The sequence below is a fragment of the Atlanticothrix silvestris CENA357 genome (assembly GCF_016056295.1).
GTDB lineage: Bacteria > Cyanobacteriota > Cyanobacteriia > Cyanobacteriales > Nostocaceae > Atlanticothrix > Atlanticothrix silvestris.
Genome location: NZ_JAECZB010000006.1, coordinates 67,570 through 93,849 on the forward strand (window position 1 = coordinate 67,570; position 26,280 = coordinate 93,849).

Genomic DNA, 26,280 nt, shown 5'->3' on the forward strand with positions numbered 1-26,280 from the left:
TAGTCGAGGAATGAGCTAGTTGAGATTGACTTCACGGTGAAGTTGAAAGTGTTCAATGATGCTTAGTTTAGGCAGTCTTAAAAAATCTAATAATTTCGCGGACATGATCGAGAAATTGTCCGTCGGTGGAAAGTTGCGCGATCGCATTTCTGGCTTCCCTTGCCAGACGTTCGTGTTCAGTTTGATTTGTAGCTCTTAATTCTTCTAAATTAGCGGCAATTTTAGCTAAGTCTCGGCGCGTCTCATCGGCAAAGCGTTGTTGAGTGGTGGGTAAAGAATAGGGTTGTTCTGGATCTAGTTGTTCTGCTATTTGTTGTACTTTTTGTTCTAATTCATCAAAACGATTGCGGAGTTCAACAACATCTTCGCGGGGATATTTCCATTCTTGGCGAATCATTGTCAATCGCGCGTATAAATATTCGTAAGCACGGATAGCTGGACGCAGGATAGTTAATAATAAAGCTGCACCGGAACTAATATATCCCACAGCACTAATACCAATGGCCGCGAGGGTATAAAGACCAACGGCAGAGAATAAGTGTAAAGCAATGGCCAACCAGAGCGATCGCTTTGCTAAAACTTTGACATAAGTAACTTGTTTCTCATCGACTGGAATCCCCTTTTCGGTAGACTGTGCGGCTTCTGCTAAAACTTCTTTAGCCTGAAAATGCACATTCCACGGAACAGTAACAATGACAAGCAACCACCAAAAGCTAGCACCACCTATTACCCAGTCGAGGAAGTTACCAGCAGGTACATGAAACCATTGCAGCACGCCAAAACCAAGCAACACAGCCACCACAATTCCCACAATTGAACTGATGAAAAAGTTGAAATACATCTTGTATCAATTCTCCAAAATAAGACTACATATACAACCGATGAAAGCCAAATTTAATTTGGTTTTCTTAATTACGAATTACGTTAGCGCAGCGTAAAGCCTTCTCTACGAGAGGCTTCGCCAACGGCATAGCTTCTCTACGAGACGCTAACGCGAACGCTTAGAGCGAGTCCGCGATAGCGAAGCGGTAGCGACGCAGGAGCGTCGCGTCATTACGAATTACGAATTACCATGTCTTTAGTGAAACTATCACCTCGATCATGGCTACCCTTAGCAGTTATACGGATATAGTTGTGATAGTTTTTCTAATTGCACATGATGAGTTACTCAATTAGATAGCTACGCCAAGTAGGCTGAGTAGTTTTACCATCCTTATCTGGAAGCAACAATCGCCAGGTTTTGCCTTCTTGCTGAATTTGCATGAAAACTTCAAATGGTTGTTGCGGTTGCGTCAACTGTCTCTTTGGTAGCTTGACAATCAGATCGTATGTTCCCCGGACACGAAAAGCTGGTAAATTTTGAATCGTCAGGGGTTGCTCTTGGGTAATTGATAGATGCTTGATTTCAAATCCTTGAAAATCTAGATCTAGTTGTTGGTTAAGCTGCTGTTGAGTTTGCGATAGCCTAAGCGCGATCGCTTTTTGCACTAACTGGCTATTCGGTAACAGTCCAATACTGCCACAAGCTGTTAATAACACCAGTAGAATTGCTGTAAAAACGAGCCGCACCATCTTTTTTGTACACTACTCTCCAGCGATAGTATAACGGTAGACGTGTTAAATTCATGAACCAAACTATGTCATCACAGACTATTAATCTTGATAGCCGACTCTACGACTATCTTTTAGCTATTTCTGTGCGGGAGCCGGAGGTTCTGCAAAAACTACGCCAAGAAACCGCCAGTCATCCCAGGAGTGGAATGCAAATTTCACCAGAACAAGGACAGTTCATGAGACTGTTGGTGCAACTGATGGGAGCGAAAAAAACCTTAGAAGTGGGTGTATTTACTGGTTATAGCTCACTTTCTGTTGCCTTGGCGTTACCTGCTGATGGTCAGATAATTGCTTGTGATGTCAGTGAAGAATTTACTGCGATCGCTCGGCGATATTGGCAGCAAGCAGGGGTTGCCGATAAAATCGATCTACGATTAGCGCCAGCCTTGGAAACTTTAGATGCACTTTTGGCAGACGGTCAAGCCGGGACGTTTGATTTTGCGTTTATCGATGCTGATAAAGAAAATTATGATGGATATTATGAGCGATCGCTGCAATTATTGCGTCCGGGCGGACTGATTACTATTGATAATGTTTTATGGTCTGGACAAGTTGCTGATCCCCAATTTCAAGACAAAAGTACCCAAGCTATCCGCGCTCTCAACAAGAAGTTACATGATGATCAACGGGTAACACTTTCTCTTGTTCCTATTGGAGATGGGCTAACTTTAGCACTCAAACGAGATTGATGCTGATAATATTTAGGAGCATGAATTTATTAATCTGTTATTCCTAATAAAGGGTGTGTTGTAGGCAGTTAACACACCCCATTATTTTATATATTTTATGAGAACTGATTTTTTTGTTTTGGCAAAATAAATATTGAAATAATATGAAAATATACTAGGATTTGCTCAGTTAAAAATATAGGCTATTAATTTTTTACACTACCTTACACCTTATACCATTTCACGAAAAATCTGATACAGATGTAAACCCTGAAAACTTTGCTGCATCTAAGTTCTTTAATTGCGAATTGCGAATTGCGAATTGGTATTAGCGATCGCCTAGGATAAAAGTTGTGCGCTTCCAAGTCTATACTTATGTCTGAATCCTACAAGCCCAAACCTTTGCCGCCACTAGATCTTAATCTGGACATTAATCAAAACCATTACTGGAATTATCATAATGTCGAAACACTGATTAATTGTAAAAAACCTCTCACCGCCTCCAAAGACGAAGATTTATTTATCGCTGTACATCAAATTTGCGAACTCGCTTTTCACCAAATGATTATCGATATGGAGCGAGTTTTAGACGCTTTTTCTGAGGCGCTACAAGATGAAGCAAATACAGTAATTGGTGATACAGGGGAGACTTGTTATTTTTTTCGACGTATTTTGCGTTTTTACGAAGTCGTAAACACAAATATGCCAATTCTCACAACAATGCGAGCTTTTGTTGAATTTAGAACCAGTATTGGCCCTACCAGTGGTTTTCAGTCTTTTCAGTTTCGCCGTCTAGAAATTATGAGTGGTGTTCGCAAATATTGGGATGGTGGTACTAAAAATGCAGAAGGTAATTTGCACATTGCAGAAATAGAATTTAATCGTCGTTATGGCGAAGATGTAACACAATGGTTTAAATTATATCATCAGCGTAACCTTGCCCACTATTATCAAATTCTCACAAGTCGCGCTCTTGGAAACTCTCAAGAAGAACGCATCGCCAATTTGCAAAATCATCTCTATGCTGGTGCAATTCTTCAATGTTTACGTACTTATGACAAGTTGCAAAGACAATTTCATCAAGCTCATTTAGGATTGGCAATTCAGCAACTAAAGATGGTTGGTGCAGATATTGGTACTGGTGGGACATCTTTTCGCGATTATCTAGCTAAGTATGATCAAGAGGAAGCGCCACTATTTCCTGGCTTGAATTAGCTTTACTTTAGGTAAAACAATAATCCAATTCCCGCGATCGCAATTATCACACCAGCGATCGCTCTCCAACTAACTTTTTCGCCCATGCAGATAGCAATGGGAATGACAAACAATGGACTAGTTTGCATCAATGTTATTGCAATTCCCGCCGCTGTAAATTTAATTGCTGTTTGTTGCAGCCAAATTCCTAAATAAGTTCCACAAAAAGCAGCAAACAAACTCGTTAAAATTACTCGCCACGATTGCCAATAGGGATAAAATACTTTTGTTTCCCTACCCTTAGAGAACAATATACAAATCAAAATCACCAATACGCCTGCACTTAAGCGCAACAAGGCAGCCCACAAAGGTGAAATACTTGTTGTAGCAAATGCTGCACGAGATAAAATAGCCCCTGTAGCATTGGTAAATGCTGCTAATAAACCAAAGCCGATTCCCCGCCAGATGTGCATTGCAGAATGATTATTTGTGCCTGGAACTCGTTCTGTGACTACCCAAGCAACCCCCAAAATCGTCAGCAAAATACCGCACCAAGCCCTAAAGTTTAACTGTTCTTGCAGAAAAATCATCGCTGCGATCGCGGTTATGGGAGGTGAAAGAGTTCCTATAAGTAAAACGCGACGCGCTCCTAAATAATTGATGGCGGCTAAAAAAGCTGTATCACCCAAACCAATGCCCACAGCACCACTAAGTATTAAAAGGCATGTAGGTGCAAAAGTCAGATTTGGTAGGGATTCACTAGTAATCACAATAGTCAAAACAAGCAGGGCGATCGCAATTACCCCTTTAATTAAATTGAGTTGTAACGGTGGAATACGTTGTCCTAGAAGTCCATACACTACCGAAGCGATCGCCCACAAACAAGCAGCCGATAAAGCCGCCACTTCACCTCGCCCAGAAGTGACTGAGAAAACTAAACAATTATTAAAAATAAGATTTTTCCCTGAATAAGTGCCTGAAACTATTTAATAATACATCAAACAATTGCATAAATAGTTAGCACTCAACCTTAGCAAGTGCTAACTATTGAATAAAATTTAATTCCGATGACATAGACGAAAATCATCCTTTTTTAAGCAAAATTTTGGTATTTTATTAAACATAATGATTTATAAAATTTTAGATCTTCCAAATAACTGATTAATAACTGGGAGGAATAAGATGAAATACACTTTTGATCTTGTAGGGGTGTCTCCAGTTTGGCAATTTTTTCATACTCAACAGCAGAGTTTGGAAAAAACACAACATCAAGGAGTGGAATATTTAGGAACACATCAATGTACTTTAGACGCATTGATAAAATCTGTGGAACCAGTACCAGCCAAATGGGATTGGAATTTAGATCAAGTTGTAGATACAGTAGTTCAGTTTTGGTTGAATAACTCTGAGAGTATTCGTTATTGGAAAGAACGTTTAAGTGATGCTGGTAGGGATAACTTACTTGTTGCCAGGGTAGCAGATATCACGGCTTTACAAGCTGAATTTGAATCTTTACTAGAACAAAATTGGTAATTGCCACAAATTCAGCACTTTCTATAAGCTGTTACGCATTTCACTTGAACATTTAGATGAAGGCTGATGACCGATGACTGACGACTGATAACCGTCAACAGTTAACAGTTAACGACCGTAAAGAGTAATTACAAAATTTAGGCGCGCATCAGCTTTATTCCTTCTTCCCTGTTCCCTGTTCCCTGTTCCCTCTGCCTTTCCTGATAATTTGAGCTTAGAAGTAGCAGGCGTTACATAAGTTATGCCAATATCAAGTTTGAGTCATGCACTCATGACTATCGCTCTCCTAAGATTTAGGGAAAACACAATCTAGAGGCAATTAGATCTAGGATTGAATTAACAAACATCCAGTATAAAGATTTTCTAGCTGAAAGAGGACTCAAACAATGGAACTGACAACTGACAACGTGGAAACAGTTTTAGATGAAATGCGCCCTTATCTTATGTCTGATGGCGGCAATGTAGAACTTGTGGAGCTTGATGGGCCTATAGTCAAACTCCGGCTGCAAGGTGCTTGTGGTTCTTGCCCTAGTTCTGCAATGACCCTGAGAATGGGTATTGAGCGCCGTCTGCGGGAAATGATTCCTGAAATTGCAGAAGTCGAGCAAGTAGTCTAGGAACTGGAAGGTATTAGGGACTAGAGGAAGCAGGGGGCAGGGAGCAGGGAGACAAGGGGAATAACTTATGCCCATACCCAATGCCCCATGCCCTATGTCCCATGCCCAACACCCCATGTCCAATGCCCCATACCCCATCATCTACTATGTCCCATCCACTCTACGTTGCTTTTATTTGGCATCAACATCAGCCGCTGTACAAATCGCCTGACAGCGGCGTTTCCGTTTCTTCTAGTCAAAAGTACCGCCTACCTTGGGTACGGTTGCATGGCACTAAAGATTATTTGGATTTAATATTAATCCTCGAAAAGTATCCCAAGTTACACCAAACGGTTAATTTGGTACCATCGCTGATATTACAACTTGAAGATTACATTGCTGGCACAGCTTTTGACCCTTATCTGACAGCTAGTTTGACACCTGCTGAGCAATTAACTCAGCAACAACGAGAATTTATTATCCAACATTTTTTTGATGCCAATCACCACACCTTGATTGATCCCCATCCCCGCTATAGCGAGTTATATCAGCAAAGGCAAGAGAAAGGGCAATCTTGGTGTTTAGCAAATTGGGAGTTGCCAGATTACAGTGATTTACTGGCTTGGCACAATTTAGCGTGGATTGATCCGTTATTTTGGGATGACCCGGAAATTGCGGCTTGGTTAAAACAGGGTCGGAATTTTACTTTAAGCGATCGCCAACGCATTTATTCTAAACAGCGAGAAATCCTCAGTCGCATTATCCCTCAACACCGGAAAATGCAAGCAACGGGGCAATTGGAAGTTACCACTACGCCCTACACCCATCCAATTTTACCTTTGTTAGCTGATACTAATTCCGGGCGGGTAGCTGTGCCCCAGATGACATTGCCTAACTCCAGATTTCAATGGGCAGAAGATATTCCCCGCCACTTACGCAAAGCTTGGGATTTATATAAAGATCGCTTTGGGCAGGAACCCCGTGGTTTGTGGCCTTCGGAACAATCAGTCAGTCCTGAAATTCTGCCATACATTATTAAGCAAGGATTTAAGTGGATTTGCTCAGATGAAGCCGTCTTAGGATGGACACTGAAACACTTCTTCCACCGGGATGGGGCGGGAAATGTCCAAGAGCCAGAATTACTATATCGGCCATATCGCCTGGAAACTCCAGCAGGTGATTTGGCAATTGTGTTTCGCGATCATAGATTATCTGATTTGATTGGCTTTACCTATGGGGCGATGCCGGCAAAACAAGCAGCCGCAGACTTAGTAGGGCACCTGCAAGCGATCGCTAAAATGCAAAGAGAGCGTCCCAGCGAACAGCCTTGGTTAGTCACCATCGCCTTAGATGGGGAAAATTGCTGGGAATTTTATCCCGAAGATGGCAAACCCTTCCTAGAAGCTTTATATCAAAACCTCAGTAACGAACCCCACTTGCAACTCGTTACTGTCTCAGAATTTCTCGAACAATTTCCAGCCACCGCAACTATCCACCAAGAACAACTACATAGCGGTTCTTGGGTAGATGGCAGTTTCACCACCTGGATTGGTGATCCCGCCAAAAATCGTGCCTGGGACTACCTGACACATGCTAGGGAAACCCTCGCCAAGCATCCCGAAGCTACAGAAGAAAACAACCCAGCAGCGTGGGAAGCTTTGTACGCCGCCGAAGGTTCTGACTGGTTTTGGTGGTTTGGTGAAGGACATTCTTCAAATCAGGATGCGATCTTCGACCAATTGTTTCGAGAACACCTGTTTGGCATTTACAAAGCTTTGAATGAACCTATACCGCCATATCTCAGGCAGCCATTGGAGGTTCACGAAGCACGAGCAGACCATATCCCTGAAGGGTTTATTCATCCTGTGATTGATGGCAAGGGTGATGAACAAGACTGGGACAAAGCCGGGCGCATAGAAATCGGTGGGGCGCGAGGAACAATGCATAACAGCAGTGTTGTCCAGCGTCTTTGGTATGGGGTAGATCACCTGAATTTTTATTTACGGCTGGACTTTAAAAGTGGCATTGCACCAGGTCGGGATTTACCAGCAGATTTGAATTTGCTGTGGTTCTATCCCAATAAAACTATGAACAATAGCCCAATTCCTTTGGCAGATGTGCCTGATATAGCGCCAGTTAATTACCACTTCCACCACCATTTAGAAGTTAATTTGCTGACACAATCGATTCAGTTTCGAGAAGCGGCAGAACATTTTCAATGGCATCCCCGTTTTAGCCGCGCTCAAGTAGCTTTTAATACTTGTTTGGAAATAGCAGTCCCGTGGGCAGATTTGCAAGTTCCACCAGATTATCCCCTGCGCCTGACTGTAGTGCTGTCGGATGATGGATGTTTCCGTAACTATTTGCCGGAAAATACATTGATTCCGATTGAAGTACCTTAGTATATAGCGAATTAAATTTGCTAACATTCTGCGTCCTTCTGCGTTTTAAAATACTACTTTTTTAACGCAGAAGGGTGCAATGGAAGGCTATCAAAATTACATTCATTGCGATCGCTCGCAAAGCGTCTCGCAGATTAGAAGTTCCGCTGAATTGGTAAAATTCTTACCTTTGCTTTTACTTCATCTACTGTTACCAAAGCACCCATTGCTAGTTCCTGCTGAAATTGACGCAAGGCATTGATAACTAAATTACCTAACTTAGCTGGTAAAATATCTTGCGATCGCACTTGAATTACGCTGGGTGCATTAGCTTGAGTCATTGCCAGCAGTGTACCAAAATCTAAGTCATGGGTGAAAACAATGTAGTCGTTTGTAAGCGCCCATGTCATTATTACTTTATCTATAGCACTAGGATTACCAATTGTTGACCAATGGACAGCTTCAAATCCCGCATTTTCTAAGACTGGAACCCAGTCAGGAGAAAGATTCATATCAAGTAAAATTTTCATGCAGAAGCAAGAGGTACTTCAATTTCTTCTACTCGCCATGCAGCATAAGCTAAGGCTTCATAAATATCCTCACGTTCTAGGTATGGGTAAGCTTTGAGAATATCTTCTGGGGTATGTCTTGCTGCCATTAAACCGACAATCATACCTACAGTAACACGCATATCTCGAATGCAAGGTTTGCCACCCATGATTTCTGGGTTAAATGTAATTCGTTGTAGTGCTTTCATGTTTGCTCATTCACGTTTCAATCCCTAATAGGGATTTTAGTTGATTGGAACCTTTGACGACCATTCAGGAATAACTGAGCGTACCTAAAACGGTTTCAATCCCTAATAGGGATTTTAATTAATTGGAACCTTGGGCTTGCTGTTGCTGCTGTTGGGCAAGGCTAGTTTCAATCCCTAATAGGGATTTTAATTAATTGGAACGGGTCATCATTTGAGTTCATTCACCAGGGTACAGAGTTTCAATCCCTAATAGGGATTTTAATTAATTGGAACTATATATCTTTTCTTTCGTCCTAATGGGCCAGTTTCTGTGTTTCAATCCCTAATAGGGATTTTAATTAATTGGAACTCGCTGCCCTAGGAAAGTATGCGATCGCCTTTATGTTTCAATCCCTAATAGGGATTTTAATTAATTGGAACTCTGCTGAAGCAGCCTGAAAAACTTGCTCAACAGGTTGAAAGTTTCAATCCCTAATAGGGATTTTAATTAATTGGAACAAGTGAACCCTCCTCGTCATAATGCATGTTTATCTGTTTCAATCCCTAATAGGGATTTTAATTAATTGGAACGGGAATATCCCTAGCTATGATAATGACAACTTGTTTCAATCCCTAATAGGGATTTTAATTAATTGGAACTCAACGCCGCAAAGCGATTAGAGAAGGTGTTTTGTTTCAATCCCTAATAGGGATTTTAATTAATTGGAACTTTTAGGTGAGATGACAGGCATTATGAATGAAATAAAGTTTCAATCCCTAATAGGGATTTTAATTAATTGGAACACTTAAAGGCTGAGACAGATACCTTATTGGCTGCCAAGGTTGTTTCAATCCCTAATAGGGATTTTAATTAATTGGAACCCCTGCACTAAATAGCAGGGTTTTTTGTGTGATTGTTTCAATCCCTAATAGGGATTTTAATTAATTGGAACTGTGGGGCTAGTTGAGGTTGTGCCGTTTTCGTAGTTTCAATCCCTAATAGGGATTTTAATTAATTGGAACCCTAGGTTAACCAAGTTAGTATTTAAGAGTAAAGAAGTTTCAATCCCTAATAGGGATTTTAATTAATTGGAACAGAGGCTGGTCTGTAAAATATTTGGAGGAAAAGCGTTTCAATCCCTAATAGGGATTTTAATTAATTGGAACTTTAATTTGAAATATTTTAGCCGCATAATCACGAGCTGTTTCAATCCCTAATAGGGATTTTAATTAATTGGAACTTTTGATGATTGCATGATTCTTTTGATGAAGCATTTTGAAAGTTTCAATCCCTAATAGGGATTTTAATTAATTGGAACCACATTCTGGCTGCATGGAAAGCTGGGTTAATTCATCCGTTTCAATCCCTAATAGGGATTTTAATTAATTGGAACTCTAATACTGGATATTTTTGCAGATATAGAGCGAAGTTTCAATCCCTAATAGGGATTTTAATTAATTGGAACCGATCGCTCCTGGGCTGCTACGGCATCCTGTCCGGGTTTTAATCCCTAATAGGGATTTTAATTAATTGGAACTCCATGTGCTTAGTAACATTCTATCTACCTCTTTGGTTTCAATCCCTAATAGGGATTTTAATTAATTGGAACTAATCGCTGCAAGAAGTTCGAGTGGCTGGCTTTCGTTTCAATCCCTAATAGGGATTTTAATTAATTGGAACACTAAATGGTTTAGGAATAATTGAAGTATCTTCAGAGTTTCAATCCCTAATAGGGATTTTAATTAATTGGAACACGTAACTGGTGGCCTACCTGTGCCGTAGCCATGTCCGTTTCAATCCCTAATAGGGATTTTAATTAATTGGAACACTGAACCACTAGTAGAGACAAAACCAGAACCAGTTTCAATCCCTAATAGGGATTTTAATTAATTGGAACACTTAATTCCGTATGAGTAACAAAATTGGTAATTTTGTTTCAATCCCTAATAGGGATTTTAATTAATTGGAACACATATTCTTGAAATATGGGAAATAATACCAACTGTGTTTCAATCCCTAATAGGGATTTTAATTAATTGGAACACACCCCGGAGTCGGAAGCATTGATGTATTTGGTTTTCAAGGTGCTGTTTCGTCAACCTGGAACTAAAGTAGCTTTTTAGCCATTCGGTTGTCAAGAGTAACATTGAAAAAAGTAGCTCAAAAGCAGTCACTATAAGGATTTGGTACGCTTGCGTCAACCTAAGTTGTAGTGAAATAGCCTTTAAAGGCAGATAGACTAAGCTTTTTAGGCACAAAATTTCGCCTGTTTTGCCAAACACCTACTGGTTGACGCAAATGCAGCACTTGTGATGATTTTGCAAAGATACCGTAATAATACTAGCGTAAAATAATATATATAGTTAAATTGAAGACACTGTAAAGTAGCTTTCCTTGACTAATGAATCGTTTTACTGGGAAAACTCCGAATGTTTATGAGTATGGCTTAGAGCAGAATCAGCTTATTAGAATGTGTGGCTCTAAGCAGCTGTTTCGCGATCGCTATGAAATATTGCGAGTTTTAGGTAGAGGTGGATTTGGCATCACATTTCTCGCTCGAAATGCTGTATTGCCTGGGAATTCCCTGTGTGTGATTAAACAACTGTGTCCTAAAGTAACCAGTGCGAAAAGTTGGCAAAATGCCTGTCAACGCTTTGAAAAAGAAGCAAAAACTTTAGGTCAACTCGGTAGTCATTCACAAATTCCCCTACTCTTAGACTATTTTCAAGGCAATGGAGAGTTTTATTTAGTTCAAGAATATGTACATGGTCATACTTTAGCCACCGAAGTCAAGCAAAATGGGGTCAAAAGTGAGGCCGCAGTGAAACAGTTCTTGCGGGAATTACTGCCAATTGTACGATATCTTCATCAAAATCATGTAATTCATCGGGATATTAAGCCTCAAAATTTGCTGCGGTGTCAAGATGATCAGCGATTAGTACTGATAGATTTTGGTGCAGTGAAAGAAAAGTTAGCTGATACTAGTGAAAATTCAATGAGCAAAACCGCAGCTACTAACTTTGTCGGGACAATGGGATTCGCGCCTCCTGAGCAGTTTTCTCTACGTCCAGTTTATGCCAGTGATATTTATGCACTGGGTGTAACTTGTCTTTATCTACTGACTGGTAAATGGCCTTTGGAATTGGAACATGATAATCATACTGGTGAAATATGTTGGCATCACGAAGTAAATATTAGTGATAGTTTTTCCCGGATTTTAGAAAAAATGGTGAGAATTTCTTTAAAGGAGCGCTTTCATACAGTTGATGATGTGATTTTCGCTCTGGATACTGAAAGTAATTCACCAATGTTAACTAACTGTTTAACTACCCAACCACTAAGTAGTAAATCTCAGCCAACAGAAAAAACTACTCCGACATATATACCACCTGTAGCGCGAACTGCGATCGCTATTCGTGCATGGAAAGCCAAAATCAAAGACAAAAAGCCGCATTATAAGTTCAATAATTACTTATATTCAGTATCAAATTAACAAGTGAACAAAAATAAATATAGTTATGTTTTTAACTTCTAGTTATTATTAACCCTTTACCACAAATAAATATTGCTTAGTACCCAGTAAACTTTTATTCGTTCATATTCAAGCGAATTTACCGGAATTTTAAGTTTCAGAAAAATTTCAACTCAGAATATTCTATAATCGATAAAATATTAATTATCAGGTTCTCAAAGTTTTCTGGCATGGAAGAAAACTAACTAGCATTTACCAACATTGACTATATAAGTAATTCCCCAATCCCCAAAATTGTGTTTTCTACCAACATCACGCGAGAACTAATTTGAGTCAAGGGAATTTTCGGGGTAACTTTAGCATATTTTGTAGTGCAGTCGCGCCTGTCAGATTATGATCTGCTGCTTGAATCCCGATTGCCTAAATCCCCTAAATCCCAATGGAAAGAAGTTGTGCCAAAGTTGTAGCACCCCCTTGGTGCCACTGTTGAGAAATCGCTTCCGTGTCATCCGGGTACTTTCTGATGAAGGGGGATTTGGCAGAACTTATCTATCAGAAGATACAGATAAACTCAATGAACGTTGTGTAATCAAACAATTAGCACCAAAATTCCAAGGTACTTGGTCGCAAAAAAAAGCAATGGATTTGTTTGCTGAAGAAGCAAAGCGACTACAAGAACTTGGAGAACATCCTCAAATCCCGACATTGCTGGCTTACTTTGAGCAAGATAATTGCCTATATTTAGTACAACAATTTATTCATGGGCATAACTTGTTAAAAGAGTTACAGCAGCGCAAAGCCTATAAGCCTGGAGAGATTCAAGCAATTCTGCTGCATTTATTACCTGTCCTCAAATTTATTCACGATCGCGGTGTAATTCACCGAGACATTAAACCAGAAAATATTATCCGCCGTCATGGTGATGGGCGATTAAGTTTGATCGATTTTGGTTCCTCCAAGCAACTAACAGTAAAAGTCAGAAGTAAAATCGGTACATCAATTGGTTCACATGGTTATTCGCCGCTAGAACAAATTAGAGATGGTAAAGCTTACCCGGCTAGTGATTTGTTCGGTTTGGGGGCTACTTGCTTTCATTTGTTAACAGGAACTTCTCCCTTTCAGTTGTGGATGGAATATGGGTATGGTTGGGTAAATGACTGGCGGCAATATTTGCGAAGTCCGTTGAGTGCTGAATTAGATTTTATTCTTGATAAGCTGTTAAAAAAAGATCTGCCACAGCGGTATCAATCAGCCGATGAAGTTATTCAAGACTTGACTCCTAAACAACCACTTGCACTGCCACCAGCGGGTAAAACATCTGGAAAATTACCTGTAACTCAGACACCAGTTTTACCGGCTAGATATACTCTATTTAGAAATTTAGTTTTGGTAGCTGCTTTTATTTTATTATTCGGATTTGGAGAATCTTGGTATCAGCAATATCGTCAAATTCATACCACTTTACTTTCTAGGCTGATTCCTATTCAGCAAAAGTCAGATAAAGTTGATGTCGGTTTCGGTCAGTTACCAAACAATACTTTCAAAAAAATTTCTCTAGCTAACACCATTAAAGGTCACGAAAAATCGGTTTTATCGGTTGCTATTAACCCTGATGGCCAAAGCATTGCCAGCAGTGGCGATCGCGATCGCCTCATCAAACTATGGAATCTGACCACAGGAAAGGAAATCCGCACTTTAAAAGGGCATTCCCAAAGAATCAATGTTGTAACTATTAGCCCAGATGGCAAAACCCTAGTCAGTGGTAGTGATGATAAAACTATCAAAGTATGGAATCTGACAACAGGAAAAGAAATCCGTACATTAATAGGGCATTCCGATTCGGTTCAAGCTTTAGCCATTAGTCCAGATGGGAAAATTCTGGTAAGTGGTAGTGATGACAACACAATTAAAGTGTGGAATCTAGCAACCGGAAGACTAAGGCGTACTCTGACAGGACATACATTTTGGGTGCGGTCAGTGGCGATCAGTCCCGATGGTGAAACTCTGGCCAGTGGTAGTTTTGACAAGACAATTAAAATTTGGGATCTGACCAAAGAATATCCAATCCGCACACTTACAGGAAATACAGAGACAGTAACATCCGTTGCCATTAGTCCAGATGGGAAGACTTTAGCTAGTGGTAGCCGCGATCGCAAAATCAAACTGTGGAATTTAGCTACAGGAGAGAAAATTCGTACACTCGTAGGACATGCCGAAACGGTGACATCCATTGCCATCAGCCCAGATGGTAATACCCTGGGCAGTGCTAGCCGCGATCGCACAATCAAATTATGGAATTTAGCTACAGGAGAAACAATTCGCACACTGCTGGGACATGCTGATACTGTAACATCTATTACTTTCCGTCCTGATGCTAAAACTCTTGTCACAGGTAGTGAGGATAATACAATCAAGATCTGGCGTTTGTCTGATTAACATAGCGCTTCTAGGTTGTAAGTAGATCGGTGTGAATATTTAAGCTGATGCGTGTCTAAAGTATATAAACACTCTTGATGGTCGTTAACAGTCATCAGTCATTCTGACCATGCCCTTCGGGCAGGGAACAGGGAACAGCAAAAAAACCTGCCCGAATATTGGGTTTCAAGCCCCTAAATTTATTTATGAAAAAAATCAAAATATTTGAAACGAGATGGCGCAAGCCACGAAGTTTCAATGCGTCATTGTACAAATCCCCTGATTTTAATTATGGGGATTTCCCTGTTGCCTGTTGCCCGTTCCCTGTCCCCTTTTAATTTTCACGCTATGTGGAAAAGTCCACCAAAAACCTAACCCCCTAACCCCCTTCCCGCGTCGGGAAGGGGGAAAATTCAAAGTCTCTCTCCTTTTAGAAGAGAGATTTAGAGAGAGGTTTTCCAGATGCCGTGAAAAGTCAGCTACTTATGCAGTACACTCTAGTGAGGAAAAAGGACTAAAAATGATTCATCATGAACTTTAAAACACTAGTCTTTTATGGTTCCTACAGGAGCGATCGCCAGGGTATTAAAGCTGCCAAATTCATAATTGAGCAGCTCAAGCAAAGAAACCATGAGGTGATTTTTGTAGATGCGAAGGAGTATGACTTTGGCATCTTAGACCGGATGTATAAGGAGTATGGTAAAGGTCAAGCTCCTGTAAAGATGGAAGAACTGGCAGACCATATCCGAACAGCAGACGGTTTTGTAGTTGTTGCGGGAGAATATAACCATTCTATTCAGCCAGGGTTGAGCAATCTGATGGATCACTATCTAGAAGAATACTTTTTCCGTCCGGCTGGTATTGTTTCCTACTCAGCTGGTGGCTTTGGAGGAGTGCGCGCAGCCATACAGTTACGCGCTTTTTTGTCAGAGATGGGAATGCCTACTATTTCTAGCATTTTTTCCATTTCCAAAATTGGGGACTCTCTGGATGAAGCAGGCGCTGCACAAGAAGCAGCTTTGACGAAGAGAGTTAGTCGATTTTTGGATGAATTAGAGTGGTATGAACAAGCATTGCAACGACAAAGAAAAGAAAAAGGAACCCCGTTCTAATCAATTCAAAATAAGTACCGTGGGGCAATTATGGAGCGATCGCTTGTGCATAAAGTAGCATGACGATATTCATTAAAGCTTTTAACCGAAGTAATACGATGTATCGTGAGTAGCTGCCCATTCAGGTTTATAGGTGGTAATTGATCGCATATACTGGGCACGTTCAAAAGCGCTGGGATTTGGGCAATGCTTTTGACTGATACTCCCCTGCATTAGTTGTACTGATTCGTATTTATGTTTTTGCATCCATTCGCGCATTTCCTGCTCAATCACTCGAATGTGGTTGATCCCATGTCGTAGCAGTACCGAGCAAAGCATCGTAATCTTAGCACCAGCCATGAGCATTTTTAGCGCATCATCGCCCCTATGAATACCGCTAGTTGCAGCCAAATCGGCGTGAATGCGACCATAGAGAATTGCAATCCAGCGCAGAGGTAATCGCATTGATTGCGGTGTACTTAACAGCACATTGGGTTCAATATCAAGGAGATTGAGATTAATATCCGGTTGGTAAAAGCGGTTAAACATTACCAAAGCATCAGCCCCCACCTCATCTAAACGTTTTGCCATATTTGCTGTATTGGTTAAGTATGGGCTGAGTTTGACTGCTAGGGGGATAGTTACTACTGCTTTGACTGCACTAAGAATATCAATATAAGTCTGCTCAATTTGCTCACTTGTCAGTTCCATATCAGTAGGGACATAATAAATATTCAATTCCAGTGCATCTGCTCCCGCTTGCTGAATTTGTTTAGCGTAGTTTGTCCATCCACCAACAGATGAGCCATTGAGACTGGCAATAATTGGAATGTTTACCTTCTGCTTAGCTTTATGGATATGCTCTAAATAAGTTTCTGGCCCTACTCGAAAGTTGATTGAATCAGGGAAGTAAGTTAAGGCTTCCGCAAAACTTTCAGTTCCTTGGGTCAGGTGATGGTGCAGTTCAAAACGTTCCAGACGCAACTGTTCCTCAAATAATGAATGCATCACTACTGCTGCTGCACCTGCATCTTCCATCTGCCGAATATTGTCAATGTCTTCAGACAGAGGAGATGCAGAGGGAACAAGAGGCGATCGCAATTTCATTCCCATATAAGTTGTAGACAAATCCATCATTATTACTCCTATTTTTAATACTTTCTTGCAGCCAAATATTGATACATCTGCCAACGGGTTTTCACATCTGCTTGAGCTTCTTTAAGTAACTGCTGTGCTGCTTCTTGGTTACTTTTAGTTAACATTTTGAAGCGATTTTCTAGATACATATATTGCTCTAGCGGTAACTTTGGTGTACGCGAATCTAGTTGTAGTGGGTTTTCTCCTTGCTTGATGCGGTCTGGATTAAATCGATACAGTAACCATTGGCCTGAATCAACAGCAGCTTTTTGATTCTGCATTGCTGTACTCATGTTGATCCCGTGGGCAATACAATGACTGTAGGCAATAATTAGCGATGGGCCTTGATAAGCTTCAGCTTCTAAGAATGCCTTGAGGGTGTGTTCATCTCGTGCGCCCATTGCGACGCTAGCAATATAGACATTGCCGTAAGTCATAGCCATCAAACCCAAGTCTTTTTTAGGTGCAACTTTACCCCCAGACGCAAATTTGGCTACAGCTGCTTTCGGTGTGGCTTTGGACATTTGTCCACCTGTATTGGAATAAACTTCAGTATCGAGGATGAGAATATTCACGTTGTGTCCACTGGCTAAAACGTGATCCAGTCCACCAAAACCGATATCGTAACCCCAGCCATCACCACCAATAATCCAAACACTCTTTTTCACTAAATAATCAGCAATACTCAGGAGTTGCTTGGCTTTGTTTGTCAGCGGCGATTGACTAGTGATAATTGCTTCTAACTGTTGCTTCAAGATAGCAATTCGTTCGCGTTGTTCCCAAATATCAGCTTCATCTTTTTGTTCGGCATTGAGAATACTATTTGCCAGTTCTTCACCCACATCTGTTGCTAGTTGTTTGAGTAATTCAGCGGCAAATTCTGCTTGTTTATCAATCGAGATGCGAAAACCAAGTCCAAATTCGGCGTTATCTTCAAATAACGAATTTGACCAAGCTGGCCCACGTCCTGCGGCGTTGTGCGTCCAAGGTGTGGTGGGTAAATTACCGCCATAGATAGAAGAACAACCAGTGGCATTGGCAACAATCATGCGATCGCCAAACAACTGTGTTGCTAATTTAATATAAGGTGTCTCGCCACAACCAGCGCAAGCCCCAGAAAATTCAAACAATGGTTCTTGCATCTGTTGCTGGTTAATATGAGTCAGCTTGAGATGGCTTCTATCTGGATTGGGAATATTCAAAAAGAAATCCCAATTTTCCCGTTCTTGTTCGCGTAATGGTCTTTGCGGTTCCATGTTAATGGCTTTGCGGCGTAGTTCTGATTTATTCTTCGCCGGACAAACATCTACGCAAATTCCGCAGCCTGTACAATCTTCTGCTGCCACTTGGATAGTATATTTCAAACCTTGCCAATCGTGGTCTTTGGCATTGGCACTCTTAAACGTTGATGGTGCATCTTCTAACTGGTGAGGTTCGTAAACTTTACTGCGAATAACGCTATGAGGACACACCATCACGCACTTACCACACTGAATGCAGACATCTGTATCCCAAACGGGTATTTCTTGGGCAATGTTACGCTTTTCCCATTTCGCCGTTCCAGTAGGATAAGTACCGTCTGCGGGTAAAGCACTAACTGGTAATTCATCTCCTTCACGGGCAATCATTTTACCTAAAACATCGCGGACAAATGGGGGTGCAGCATCAAGAATTGGGGATTGTTTTTCTTTCCTATTCCCTATTCCCAATTCCCTATTCCCCACTTCAAACAAATTTTTCAAAGTGGTATCTACTGCGTTGATATTCATCTGCACAATTTCATCACCTTTCTTGCCGTAAGTCTTGCGAATGGATTTTTTAATTTCCGCGATCACTTCTTCTCGTGGTAATACACCCGATAAAGTGAAGAAACAAACCTGCATGACTGTGTTAATTCTGCCAGCCATGCCTGCTTGACGAGCGACTTTATAGGCATTAATTACATAAAACTTCAGATTTTTTTGAATAATTTGCTCTTGTATTGCTAACGGCAGATACTCCCAAATTTCATCCTTTTCATAAGGAGAATTAACTAAGAATATTCCACCTAGTACGATGTCTTTCAAAATTGGGAACTTTTCGAGAAAATCCCATTGATGACAGGCGACAAAGTTAGCTTTGCTGATTAAATAGGTTGAGCGAATCGGTTGTGAACCAAAACGTAGGTAAGAAACTGTAACAGAACCTGATTTCTTGGAGTCGTAGACAAAATAGCCTTGAGCGTAATTGTTGGTTTCTTCGCCAATAATCTTGATTGAGTTTTTATTAGCACCTACTGTACCATCTGCACCCAAACCATAAAAAATTGCTCGGATTATATTGTCCGGTTCGATACTAAATTCGGGTTCATAATCTAAGCTGGTGTGAGTAACATCATCATTTATTCCCACAGTAAAATGATTTTTTGGTTCAACTGTAGCAAGGTTATCAAAGATAGCTTTAACCATCGCTGGCGTGAATTCTTTAGAAGATAAACCATAACGACCACCGACGACTTGAGGAGGGCAAGAGAGGGAGACGGGGAGAGTGGGGGAAATGCTTTGCTGTGCTTTCAATGCTTCATAAATTGCATTTACCACATCTAAATAGAGAGGTTCACCAGATGCGCCTGGTTCTTTGGTGCGGTCTAAAACTGTCATGCTACGGATAGTGTCTGGTAAAGCAGCAACAAATCGCACAGCATCGAATGGGCGATATAGTCGTACTTTCAAAACGCCCACTTTCTCACCACGGGCACTAAGGTAATCTACTGTTTCATGTACAGCCTCGCAACCAGAACCCATCAGCACAATAACTCTTTCGGCTGCTGGGTCGCCGTGATATTCAAATAGTTGGTACTGTCGCCCAGTCATCTCGGCAAATTCGTCCATGACTTTCTGGGTGATGTCTGCACAAGCTAAATAGTAAGGATTGACAGTTTCCCTGGCTTGAAAGTAGACATCAGGGTTTTGGGTTGTACCGCGCAAAACAGGTTTATCGGGAGTGAGGGCGCGTGAGCGATGGGCGAATACTAATTCATCGGGAATAAAGTTACGTAGATCTTCTTCTATTAAAGTTTCTATTTTGTTAATTTCGTGGGAGGTACGAAAGCCATCAAAAAAATGCAGAAAGGGTATCCGTGATTCTAAAGTTGCTCGTGTTGCTATCAAAGCAAAGTCCTGTGCTTCTTGGACTGATGCGGCACACAACATAGCAAAACCAGTACCCCGCGCTGCCATAACATCGCTGTGGTCGCCAAAAATAGAGAGGGCTTGTGCAGCTAGCGATCGCGCGGCAATATGAAATACTGTAGGTGTTAATTCCCCAGCAATTTTGTACATATTTGGGATCATCAACAATAATCCCTGCGATGCTGTAAATGTGGTTGTCAGCGAACCAGTTTGCAAAGCCCCATGTACAGCACCAGCCACACCGCCTTCACTCTGCATCTGTACCACCGACGGAACAGTACCCCAAATGTTGGGTTTGCCTTCACTAGCCCAAGCATCTGCCCACTCAGCCATTGGTGAAGAAGGTGTAATTGGGTAAATCGCAATGACCTCATTCAGTCGATAGACAATTTGAGCAACAGCCTCATTGCCGTCTATGGTTGCATAGCTTTTCTTGTTCATCTTCTGGCACCTATATCTCTAAGGGCTAGCAATGACTAAGCTGAATCTATTTTTGACATTAGGACAAGAAGTTGAGAAACTTGTGAAGACTGGAGACGTTCGCCACTCCCAGTTTCAGCTATTGGTGATAAGCTGTAGCCTAATTCAAAGTTCACTCCTGGTACTTTTATCCACCAAGCTTGCAGACAATAAGCATACAGAGCTTGAGTCAGAGCAACAAGCGATCGCATTTACTGCTAGTCCCATAACCTGAATCTTGACAAAATTTAAGTTTTAATAAGCACCATATTTCCTCACAAGTTCCTCAAAATCTTTTTCTAACTTTAAGTTGAAAGTCCTGATTTAGCTTCATTCGCCTTGAGAATTCACAATTTTACCTATTAGAAATATTGAAATTGTTGAAACAACAATGTCTCATTCATCATAGATAGACATCTGACAAAAGTAGTTAGAAAAATTTGAACTTGTAATTGCTTAGGAGGTACAGACCATGAGTACCATTGTTCAACGTCGAAGAGAATTTAATTTTTTTGATTTATGGGATAGTTTTTGTCGCTGGATTACTAGCACAGAAAATCGGATTTACATCGGTTGGTTTGGTGTATTGATGATTCCCACTTTGTTGGCTGCCACCACCTGTTTTATTTTGGCTTTTATTGCCGCTCCCAGCGTAGATATGGATGGCATTCGTGAACCTATCATAGGTTCACTGATGGATGGTAATAACTTAATTACAGCCGCAGTTGTACCGACCTCTGCTGCCATTGGTTTGCACTTTTATCCTATCTGGGAAGCTGCATCAATCGATGAGTGGCTCTACAATGGTGGGCCATATCAGTTGATTGTGTTGCATTTTCTTATTGGTATTTGGTGCTATTTAGGACAACTTTGGGAACTGAGCTATCGTTTGGGAATGCGCCCTTGGATAGCAATTGCCTATTCTGCACCCGTCATCGCCGCTACTTCAGTTTTGCTAGTTTACCCTATTGGTCAAGGTAGTTTTTCGGATGGTTTACCTTTGGGAATTGCTGGAACTTTCCACTTTATGTTAGCTTTCCAAGGCGATCACAATATCCTTATGCACCCGTTTCACATGTTAGGTGTAGCAGGTGTATTCGGCGGCGCACTTTTGAGTTCTTTGCACGGTTCTTTAGTGACTTCAACGCTAATTCGGAATACCGATGAAAATGAATCAATTAATGCCAAATATAAATTAGGTCAGCAGAAAGTCACCTACAATTATTTGGCAGGACACTATGGCTTCTTGGGGCGGTTGTTGATTCCTACCTTTGCTAGCAAAAACCATCGGGCGTTTCATTTTTTATTAGCAGCATTACCAATTGTAGGTATTTGGTTCGCAGCGATGGGTATATGTTCAATGGCATTTAATATCAATGGGTTGAACTTTAATCATTCCATCTTAGATAGTCAGGGTGAAGTAATTAGAACTAACGCTGATATTCTCAACCGTGCCAATCTTGGTATAAGTGCAATGCACGCTCCTAATGTCCATAATTTTCCTTTGATTCTGTCTAGTGGTCAGCCTATTCCAGTTAGTTAAAGGGCTAACCCTCCCGCAGCACTGGACTCACCGCCTGCGCGGGTTTCAGATGAGTCCGCTTGCGCGGACTACCCTGCGGGAACGCCAAGGGCGAACGTTTGTGTAGCCCCAGACTTCTAGTCTGAGGGCGATCTGAAGAGTTTGGCTTAAATACTCATCTACATGGGTTTTATCAGAAAATATCCGATCAAGTTAAGGAGCTAACTATCATGCAAAAAGAATATATGGAGATTTTAGAAGCATTAATTGATAAATTGACATTATCGGCAATCTTAGAAATGTTAGAGCGAATATGCCATAAAAAAGCGGAAAATCTGAGAACTCATTGGCAAGATGAAACTTCAGCAAAGTTTTGGGATAAAGCTGCTAGACAGATAGAACAGATAAATGTTGATGTTTAAGGATGTGCGTAGGCATCGCTAACTATGTGAAGCATGATGTGAGGTCTTGAGGAGAGATGAGGAGTTTTGTATTCACGCTTTCATACTTTTGTTATCCTACCATTAGGCATTATCGCGCTCGGTAGATTTGCATTTTTAAATACAAATTACAAAAGAATGAATGTTGAATGTTATGATAGAACTTTTGTATTGTAGTTGCGTTATTTTTAAGCAAGAATTCAGAATAGATTAATCTCGCCAAACTTCATTTACAACACTTCCATCTTTCCCAACTAATTGAATATGCAAAGGCATTTGCCCCGCCGCATGAGTTGAACAACTCAAACAAGGGTCAAAAGCTCTGATTCCCGCTTCAACACGGTTTAACATACCTTCAGGAATTTCTGAGCCGTGAATAAAATGCCGGGCAATTTGAGCAACTGTGCGATTCATCGCTAAATTATTTTGACCTGTGGCAATTACTAAATTGATTTTCTGAAGTAACCCATTTTCATCAACTTGATAATGGTGAAATAATGTACCGCGTGGTGCTTCACTTACACCTACTCCTTCTAATTGATTAATGCCAGCATCAGCACGCAATTTTGTAGACATTAAATCTGGGTCGTCTATGATAATTTCTATGCGTTCAATACAAGCCAGAATTTCAATTAAGCGGGCGTAATGATAGAAAAATGATGAGCTGACAGTGCCTTGACCTCTATCTCTAAATTCTCTCAGTTCTGTATCAGCTAAAGGCGTACCAATGTGACTACAAATATTCAAACGTGCTAGTGGGCCTACACGATAAACACCACTATCCAAACGACAATGATCGCTTTGGTCAGGATAACCCAAAGGACGATAGTAGGGAGACTTTAAATAGGAATCTGGTTGAACTGCTTCACCAATAAATTTTTGATAATGAGTTGCATCGAGTTTATCAGCAATGATATTTCCAGCACTATCTACAAAACGGATATGTCCGTCGTAGTTTTCCCACAAACCATCGGGAGTAACTAACCCCATAAATAAGCTAGGAAAATTCCCGAATGTTTGCACTTCTTTTTGATAATCATTGAGTAAGCGTTTAAATCTACCTAGTGCATCTAAGATTATGGTGCGTGCTTCCGGGATGCGGTTTTGAATATGGGTGCGTCCTTCCTCGGATAATGGCTCGCGGACACCACCAGGAATTGCCCATGATGGATGTATTTTACGTCCTCCCAATTGTTCAATAATTTCTTGTCCAAATTGACGCAAGCGAATTCCGCCACGCGCGAGTTCTGGTTCTGCTGCAATTAAGCCAAATACATTGCGTTTTTGGGGGTCGCTATCCATTCCTAATAATAAATCTGGGGCGCTGAGGTGGAAGAAACTCAGGGCGTGAGATTGGATAATTTGTCCCAAATTCATCAAACGACGCAGTTTTTCGGCTGCTTTAGGAATTGTAACTGCAAGGATGCGATCGCCTGCTTTGGCAGAAGCTAATAAATGACTCACCGGACAAATTCCACAAATTCGCGCTGTAATTCCTGGCATTTCCCAAAGCGGACGACCTTCACAAAATTTCTCAAAGCCACGAAATTCTGTGACATGAAAACGAGCATCGCTGACTTGTCCTGTATCGTCCAGATAAATACTGATTTTAGCGTGTCCTTCAATTCGAGTAACTGGGTCAATGATTATTTTTTTCATAACCGTCTCAGATTAACCACTACACCAGGTGTCATAAATTCCTTTAGCTTCTGGATATTCATCACAGTATTCTTCAAAGGCTGTTTTTACGACTTTCTCTGCTCGTTGATGTGCAATCTCGGCTTGTAATTCCTCGATTATCTCCCAAGCAGCAGCACATTCTTCTGAATGGATACCTCTTTGATCGCAAACGATACGAGCTTGTTTAATTTCGTCCTGAAGTTGTTGTTCTAGCAGAATAGTTTGGGGTTGCTCAAGAAATTTACTATTAGCTAAAATGTCAGCCAGGGAAATGATACCAACTAGTTTGCCCTGAATAACAGGCGCCCTGTGTAAATTATGGTCGGCAAATAGTCGTGCTACGTATTCTAAGCCAAGGTCAGGATTGACAACGATACAAGGCTTAGTCATCACCTCATAAACACGTACCTTACTGGGATCTTTGCCATAGGCAATTACTTTATACACAATATCACTTTCGGTAATCATGCCGTAGGCATCTTGTTCATGGCGACGATCTACAATCAACGCTTTCCAGTCCCTTACTCTTAAGAGTTTGACTGCTTCAGCCACCGTTGCAGAACTGCGAATTGTGGCAACATCTTTAGTCATAATGTCTACAGCTTTTAACATAGTCAATCTCCTCAAAAACCTTTTACAATTGTTGATTTACTTATTAGGAAGATAATTCATTAACCAAATTTGATAAATTCGCGTCCTTCAAGATGTGGTTTTTCTCCCTTTAACAGTGGCTCTAAAACTGCTTTAATTCGAGTTGCATCAGGTGGGCAACCTGGTAAATAAATATCAATTGGAACTACTGTATGCACTGGTATCACTTTATCTAGTAAGGGCGGTACAATACCGGGTTCATAGGGAATTGTGCCGTGAATATCGACAGCTTCGATGTAACAACGTTGAAGAACAGGTTCAGCACTACCTAAAGGATTGCGTAAAGCAGTAACATTGCCAGTGACAGCACAATCGCCAAAAGAGACAAGAATGTGCGATCGCTCTCTCACCTTCCGAATCGTTTCTAAATGCTCCTCATTGGCAATTGCACCCTCAACTAATACCACATCCACTCCTTGGGGATATTGTTTGGCATCAGCAAAGGGACTATAAACTAAATCCACTTGTGCTGCTAAATCAATCAACCATTCATCTAAATCGAGAAAAGACATGTGACAGCCAGAACAGCCGCCTAGCCAAACCGTTGCTAGTTTTAAAAGAGACATAATAATTACGCACAAACGTCAGTTGTCAGTTGTCAGCGATGCACTCAGCTTGCCGAAGTGTTGTTATTCTCCTCATCTCGACATACCTAAAGGTTCCATTGTTGTTTTTCCCTTGCTGTGACTAGGAAATCAAGTTTGGCGCGATCGCGTTTCATTTCACCGACGCTGGAACCTTTGTCAAAAAGCGCACCTGTGGGACAAGCATTAACGCATTTGCCGCAAGAAGTACAAGTATCTGAGGTTCCCCAAGGCTGATTTAAATCAGTGATTACATGGGAATTTGTTCCTCTACCCGCCATATCCCAAGTGTGCGCTCCTTCGATTTCGTCACAAACACGGATGCAACGAGTGCAAAGGACGCAACGGTTGTGGTCAACACCAAAGCGATCGTGAGAAACATCGACTTTGCGATCGGGAAAATGGTAATCTAGACGCACATGATCCATACCCATCTCAATAGCCAAGTCTTGCAATTCGCAATTACCATTAGCGACGCAGACTGAGCAAATATGATTGCCTTCAGCAAATAGCATTTCGATAATTGTGCGACGATATTTTTGCAGGCGATCGCTGTTTGTTTGAATTTCCATTCCCTCAGTAACTTTTGTCACACAAGCAGGTTGGAGTTTATTACTACCAGCAATTTCCACCAAACACAACCTACAAGCCCCCATATCTGTCACCCCTTCCAGGTGACACAAAGTCGGAATGTGAATCCCTGCATCCTGCGCCGCTTGGAGAATAGTTTCCTCCTCACGGGCACTGATTAATTGTTCATTGATTGTTAGTGTTTTTACTGCCATTTTCACCTCACTTTTTTAGTCGTTGCGGCGTAATTTCGGGTGAATTACTTTTTGTCAAGCCGATGTATTAACGATGCAGGTCAATGTATTAATAGTTCAAGCCGATGTATTAACGATGCAGGTCAATGTATTAATAGTTCAAGCCGATGTA

22 protein-coding genes and 1 CRISPR repeat array are annotated in these 26,280 nt (G+C 41.1%); of the genes, 10 read left to right on the forward strand and 12 right to left on the reverse strand.

What is annotated here, in order from left to right; all coding sequences use genetic code 11:
- Positions 1-67: 67 nt before the first annotated feature.
- A complete protein-coding gene (locus I8751_RS04865) occupies positions 68-841 on the reverse strand; it encodes a hypothetical protein (protein ID WP_214438044.1) in 774 nt (257 codons plus the stop codon).
- A gap of 323 nt (positions 842-1,164) precedes the next feature.
- Positions 1,165-1,572, reverse strand: coding sequence for a hypothetical protein (locus tag I8751_RS04870; RefSeq protein WP_214438045.1), 408 nt, complete (start codon positions 1,570-1,572; stop codon positions 1,165-1,167).
- A gap of 65 nt (positions 1,573-1,637) precedes the next feature.
- On the opposite strand from I8751_RS04870, the gene I8751_RS04875 reads away from it, so the two are divergent.
- Positions 1,638-2,303, forward strand: coding sequence for a class I SAM-dependent methyltransferase (locus I8751_RS04875; protein WP_214438094.1), 666 nt, complete (start codon positions 1,638-1,640; stop codon positions 2,301-2,303).
- A 354-nt stretch (positions 2,304-2,657) separates the two neighbouring features.
- On the forward strand, positions 2,658-3,497 hold the full coding sequence (locus tag I8751_RS04880) for a tryptophan 2,3-dioxygenase family protein (protein ID WP_214438046.1): 840 nt from the start codon (positions 2,658-2,660) through the stop codon (positions 3,495-3,497).
- 2 nt (positions 3,498-3,499) lie between these two features.
- Here the strand turns inward: I8751_RS04880 and I8751_RS04885 are convergent, their stop codons facing one another.
- On the reverse strand, positions 3,500-4,381 hold the full coding sequence (locus I8751_RS04885) for a DMT family transporter (RefSeq protein WP_318780293.1): 882 nt from the start codon (positions 4,379-4,381) through the stop codon (positions 3,500-3,502).
- A gap of 277 nt (positions 4,382-4,658) precedes the next feature.
- Between I8751_RS04885 and I8751_RS04890 the strand changes: the two genes are divergently transcribed.
- From I8751_RS04890 to I8751_RS04900, 3 genes are all read left to right on the forward strand, one after another.
- The gene (locus I8751_RS04890) at positions 4,659-5,009 is read left to right on the forward strand and encodes a hypothetical protein (RefSeq protein ID WP_214438047.1); all 351 of its coding nucleotides are present in this window, start codon (positions 4,659-4,661) and stop codon (positions 5,007-5,009) included.
- Between the two features lie 386 nt (positions 5,010-5,395).
- Positions 5,396-5,626 carry a NifU family protein gene (locus tag I8751_RS04895; RefSeq protein WP_214438048.1) on the forward strand — a complete coding sequence of 77 codons (231 nt, stop codon included), beginning with the start codon at positions 5,396-5,398 and terminating at the stop codon, positions 5,624-5,626.
- A gap of 146 nt (positions 5,627-5,772) precedes the next feature.
- Positions 5,773-8,007, forward strand: a complete 2,235-nt coding sequence (locus I8751_RS04900; protein WP_214438096.1) for a glycoside hydrolase — start codon at positions 5,773-5,775, stop codon at positions 8,005-8,007.
- A 134-nt stretch (positions 8,008-8,141) separates the two neighbouring features.
- Here I8751_RS04900 and I8751_RS04905 read toward each other — a convergent pair whose 3' ends face one another.
- Positions 8,142-8,516, reverse strand: coding sequence for a DUF5615 family PIN-like protein (locus I8751_RS04905; protein ID WP_214438049.1), 375 nt, complete (start codon positions 8,514-8,516; stop codon positions 8,142-8,144).
- Positions 8,513-8,743, reverse strand: a complete 231-nt coding sequence (locus I8751_RS04910) for a DUF433 domain-containing protein (protein ID WP_214438050.1) — start codon at positions 8,741-8,743, stop codon at positions 8,513-8,515. Before I8751_RS04910 ends, I8751_RS04905 begins: the two co-directional genes overlap by 4 nt.
- Before the next feature lie 14 nt (positions 8,744-8,757).
- Positions 8,758-10,766: direct repeats of the CRISPR family, unit length 37 nt; unit sequence GTTTCAATCCCTAATAGGGATTTTAATTAATTGGAAC.
- Positions 10,767-11,124: 358 nt separating this feature from the next.
- Between I8751_RS04910 and I8751_RS04915 the strand changes: the two genes are divergently transcribed.
- From I8751_RS04915 to I8751_RS04925, 3 genes are all read left to right on the forward strand, one after another.
- Positions 11,125-12,216, forward strand: a complete 1,092-nt coding sequence (locus tag I8751_RS04915) for a serine/threonine-protein kinase (protein WP_214438051.1) — start codon at positions 11,125-11,127, stop codon at positions 12,214-12,216.
- A gap of 372 nt (positions 12,217-12,588) precedes the next feature.
- Positions 12,589-14,631, forward strand: a complete 2,043-nt coding sequence (locus I8751_RS04920; protein ID WP_214438052.1) for a serine/threonine-protein kinase — start codon at positions 12,589-12,591, stop codon at positions 14,629-14,631.
- Between the two features lie 509 nt (positions 14,632-15,140).
- Positions 15,141-15,722 carry an NADPH-dependent FMN reductase gene (locus I8751_RS04925; RefSeq protein WP_214438053.1) on the forward strand — a complete coding sequence of 194 codons (582 nt, stop codon included), beginning with the start codon at positions 15,141-15,143 and terminating at the stop codon, positions 15,720-15,722.
- Positions 15,723-15,803: 81 nt separating this feature from the next.
- Here the strand turns inward: I8751_RS04925 and I8751_RS04930 are convergent, their stop codons facing one another.
- Genes I8751_RS04930 through I8751_RS04940 form a run of 3 tightly spaced genes read right to left on the reverse strand, consistent with a single transcriptional unit; the run spans position 15,804 to position 20,679 of the window.
- The gene (locus I8751_RS04930; RefSeq protein WP_214438097.1) at positions 15,804-16,835 is read right to left on the reverse strand and encodes a dihydroorotate dehydrogenase-like protein; all 1,032 of its coding nucleotides are present in this window, start codon (positions 16,833-16,835) and stop codon (positions 15,804-15,806) included.
- Between the two features lie 17 nt (positions 16,836-16,852).
- Complete coding sequence (nifJ, locus tag I8751_RS04935) at positions 16,853-20,449, reverse strand: pyruvate:ferredoxin (flavodoxin) oxidoreductase (RefSeq protein ID WP_214438054.1); 3,597 nt, start codon at positions 20,447-20,449, stop codon at positions 16,853-16,855.
- 35 nt (positions 20,450-20,484) lie between these two features.
- Complete coding sequence (locus I8751_RS04940) at positions 20,485-20,679, reverse strand: hypothetical protein (RefSeq protein ID WP_214438055.1); 195 nt, start codon at positions 20,677-20,679, stop codon at positions 20,485-20,487.
- 260 nt (positions 20,680-20,939) lie between these two features.
- Between I8751_RS04940 and psbA the strand changes: the two genes are divergently transcribed.
- Positions 20,940-22,010 (forward strand): photosystem II q(b) protein, encoded by a 1,071-nt coding sequence (gene psbA, locus I8751_RS04945; RefSeq protein WP_214438056.1) that lies wholly within the window; start codon positions 20,940-20,942, stop codon positions 22,008-22,010.
- 209 nt (positions 22,011-22,219) lie between these two features.
- Positions 22,220-22,411 carry a hypothetical protein gene (locus tag I8751_RS04950; protein ID WP_214438057.1) on the forward strand — a complete coding sequence of 64 codons (192 nt, stop codon included), beginning with the start codon at positions 22,220-22,222 and terminating at the stop codon, positions 22,409-22,411.
- A 228-nt stretch (positions 22,412-22,639) separates the two neighbouring features.
- Here I8751_RS04950 and I8751_RS04955 read toward each other — a convergent pair whose 3' ends face one another.
- The 4 genes from I8751_RS04955 to hoxU form a co-directional block, all read right to left on the reverse strand.
- Positions 22,640-24,088 carry a Ni/Fe hydrogenase subunit alpha gene (locus I8751_RS04955; protein WP_214438058.1) on the reverse strand — a complete coding sequence of 483 codons (1,449 nt, stop codon included), beginning with the start codon at positions 24,086-24,088 and terminating at the stop codon, positions 22,640-22,642.
- 12 nt (positions 24,089-24,100) lie between these two features.
- Positions 24,101-24,721, reverse strand: coding sequence for a CBS domain-containing protein (locus I8751_RS04960; RefSeq protein ID WP_214438059.1), 621 nt, complete (start codon positions 24,719-24,721; stop codon positions 24,101-24,103).
- A 59-nt stretch (positions 24,722-24,780) separates the two neighbouring features.
- A complete protein-coding gene (locus tag I8751_RS04965) occupies positions 24,781-25,326 on the reverse strand; it encodes an NADH-quinone oxidoreductase subunit B family protein (RefSeq protein WP_214438060.1) in 546 nt (181 codons plus the stop codon).
- Between the two features lie 86 nt (positions 25,327-25,412).
- The gene (gene hoxU / locus I8751_RS04970; protein ID WP_214438061.1) at positions 25,413-26,129 is read right to left on the reverse strand and encodes a bidirectional hydrogenase complex protein HoxU; all 717 of its coding nucleotides are present in this window, start codon (positions 26,127-26,129) and stop codon (positions 25,413-25,415) included.
- Between the last annotated feature and the right edge of the window lie 151 nt (positions 26,130-26,280).

What these genes read in the sequence shown, in the direction of transcription:
- I8751_RS04925 (WP_214438053.1), top strand. Translation starts at nt 15,141, where the DNA reads ATGAACTTTAAAACACTAGTCTTTTATGGTTCCTACAGGAGCGATCGC.
- I8751_RS04955 (WP_214438058.1), bottom strand. Translation starts at nt 24,088, where the DNA reads ATGAAAAAAATAATCATTGACCCAGTTACTCGAATTGAAGGACACGCT.
- I8751_RS04905 (WP_214438049.1), bottom strand. Translation starts at nt 8,516, where the DNA reads ATGAAAATTTTACTTGATATGAATCTTTCTCCTGACTGGGTTCCAGTC.
- I8751_RS04960 (WP_214438059.1), bottom strand. Translation starts at nt 24,721, where the DNA reads ATGTTAAAAGCTGTAGACATTATGACTAAAGATGTTGCCACAATTCGC.
- I8751_RS04870 (WP_214438045.1), bottom strand. Translation starts at nt 1,572, where the DNA reads ATGGTGCGGCTCGTTTTTACAGCAATTCTACTGGTGTTATTAACAGCT.
- I8751_RS04880 (WP_214438046.1), top strand. Translation starts at nt 2,658, where the DNA reads ATGTCTGAATCCTACAAGCCCAAACCTTTGCCGCCACTAGATCTTAAT.
- hoxU (WP_214438061.1), bottom strand. Translation starts at nt 26,129, where the DNA reads ATGGCAGTAAAAACACTAACAATCAATGAACAATTAATCAGTGCCCGT.
- I8751_RS04865 (WP_214438044.1), bottom strand. Translation starts at nt 841, where the DNA reads ATGTATTTCAACTTTTTCATCAGTTCAATTGTGGGAATTGTGGTGGCT.
- I8751_RS04950 (WP_214438057.1), top strand. Translation starts at nt 22,220, where the DNA reads ATGCAAAAAGAATATATGGAGATTTTAGAAGCATTAATTGATAAATTG.
- I8751_RS04875 (WP_214438094.1), top strand. Translation starts at nt 1,638, where the DNA reads ATGTCATCACAGACTATTAATCTTGATAGCCGACTCTACGACTATCTT.
- I8751_RS04915 (WP_214438051.1), top strand. Translation starts at nt 11,125, where the DNA reads ATGAATCGTTTTACTGGGAAAACTCCGAATGTTTATGAGTATGGCTTA.
- I8751_RS04920 (WP_214438052.1), top strand. Translation starts at nt 12,589, where the DNA reads ATGATCTGCTGCTTGAATCCCGATTGCCTAAATCCCCTAAATCCCAAT.
- I8751_RS04895 (WP_214438048.1), top strand. Translation starts at nt 5,396, where the DNA reads ATGGAACTGACAACTGACAACGTGGAAACAGTTTTAGATGAAATGCGC.
- nifJ (WP_214438054.1), bottom strand. Translation starts at nt 20,449, where the DNA reads ATGAACAAGAAAAGCTATGCAACCATAGACGGCAATGAGGCTGTTGCT.
- psbA (WP_214438056.1), top strand. Translation starts at nt 20,940, where the DNA reads ATGAGTACCATTGTTCAACGTCGAAGAGAATTTAATTTTTTTGATTTA.
- I8751_RS04890 (WP_214438047.1), top strand. Translation starts at nt 4,659, where the DNA reads ATGAAATACACTTTTGATCTTGTAGGGGTGTCTCCAGTTTGGCAATTT.
- I8751_RS04940 (WP_214438055.1), bottom strand. Translation starts at nt 20,679, where the DNA reads ATGCGATCGCTTGTTGCTCTGACTCAAGCTCTGTATGCTTATTGTCTG.
- I8751_RS04965 (WP_214438060.1), bottom strand. Translation starts at nt 25,326, where the DNA reads ATGTCTCTTTTAAAACTAGCAACGGTTTGGCTAGGCGGCTGTTCTGGC.
- I8751_RS04910 (WP_214438050.1), bottom strand. Translation starts at nt 8,743, where the DNA reads ATGAAAGCACTACAACGAATTACATTTAACCCAGAAATCATGGGTGGC.
- I8751_RS04930 (WP_214438097.1), bottom strand. Translation starts at nt 16,835, where the DNA reads ATGGATTTGTCTACAACTTATATGGGAATGAAATTGCGATCGCCTCTT.
- I8751_RS04900 (WP_214438096.1), top strand. Translation starts at nt 5,773, where the DNA reads ATGTCCCATCCACTCTACGTTGCTTTTATTTGGCATCAACATCAGCCG.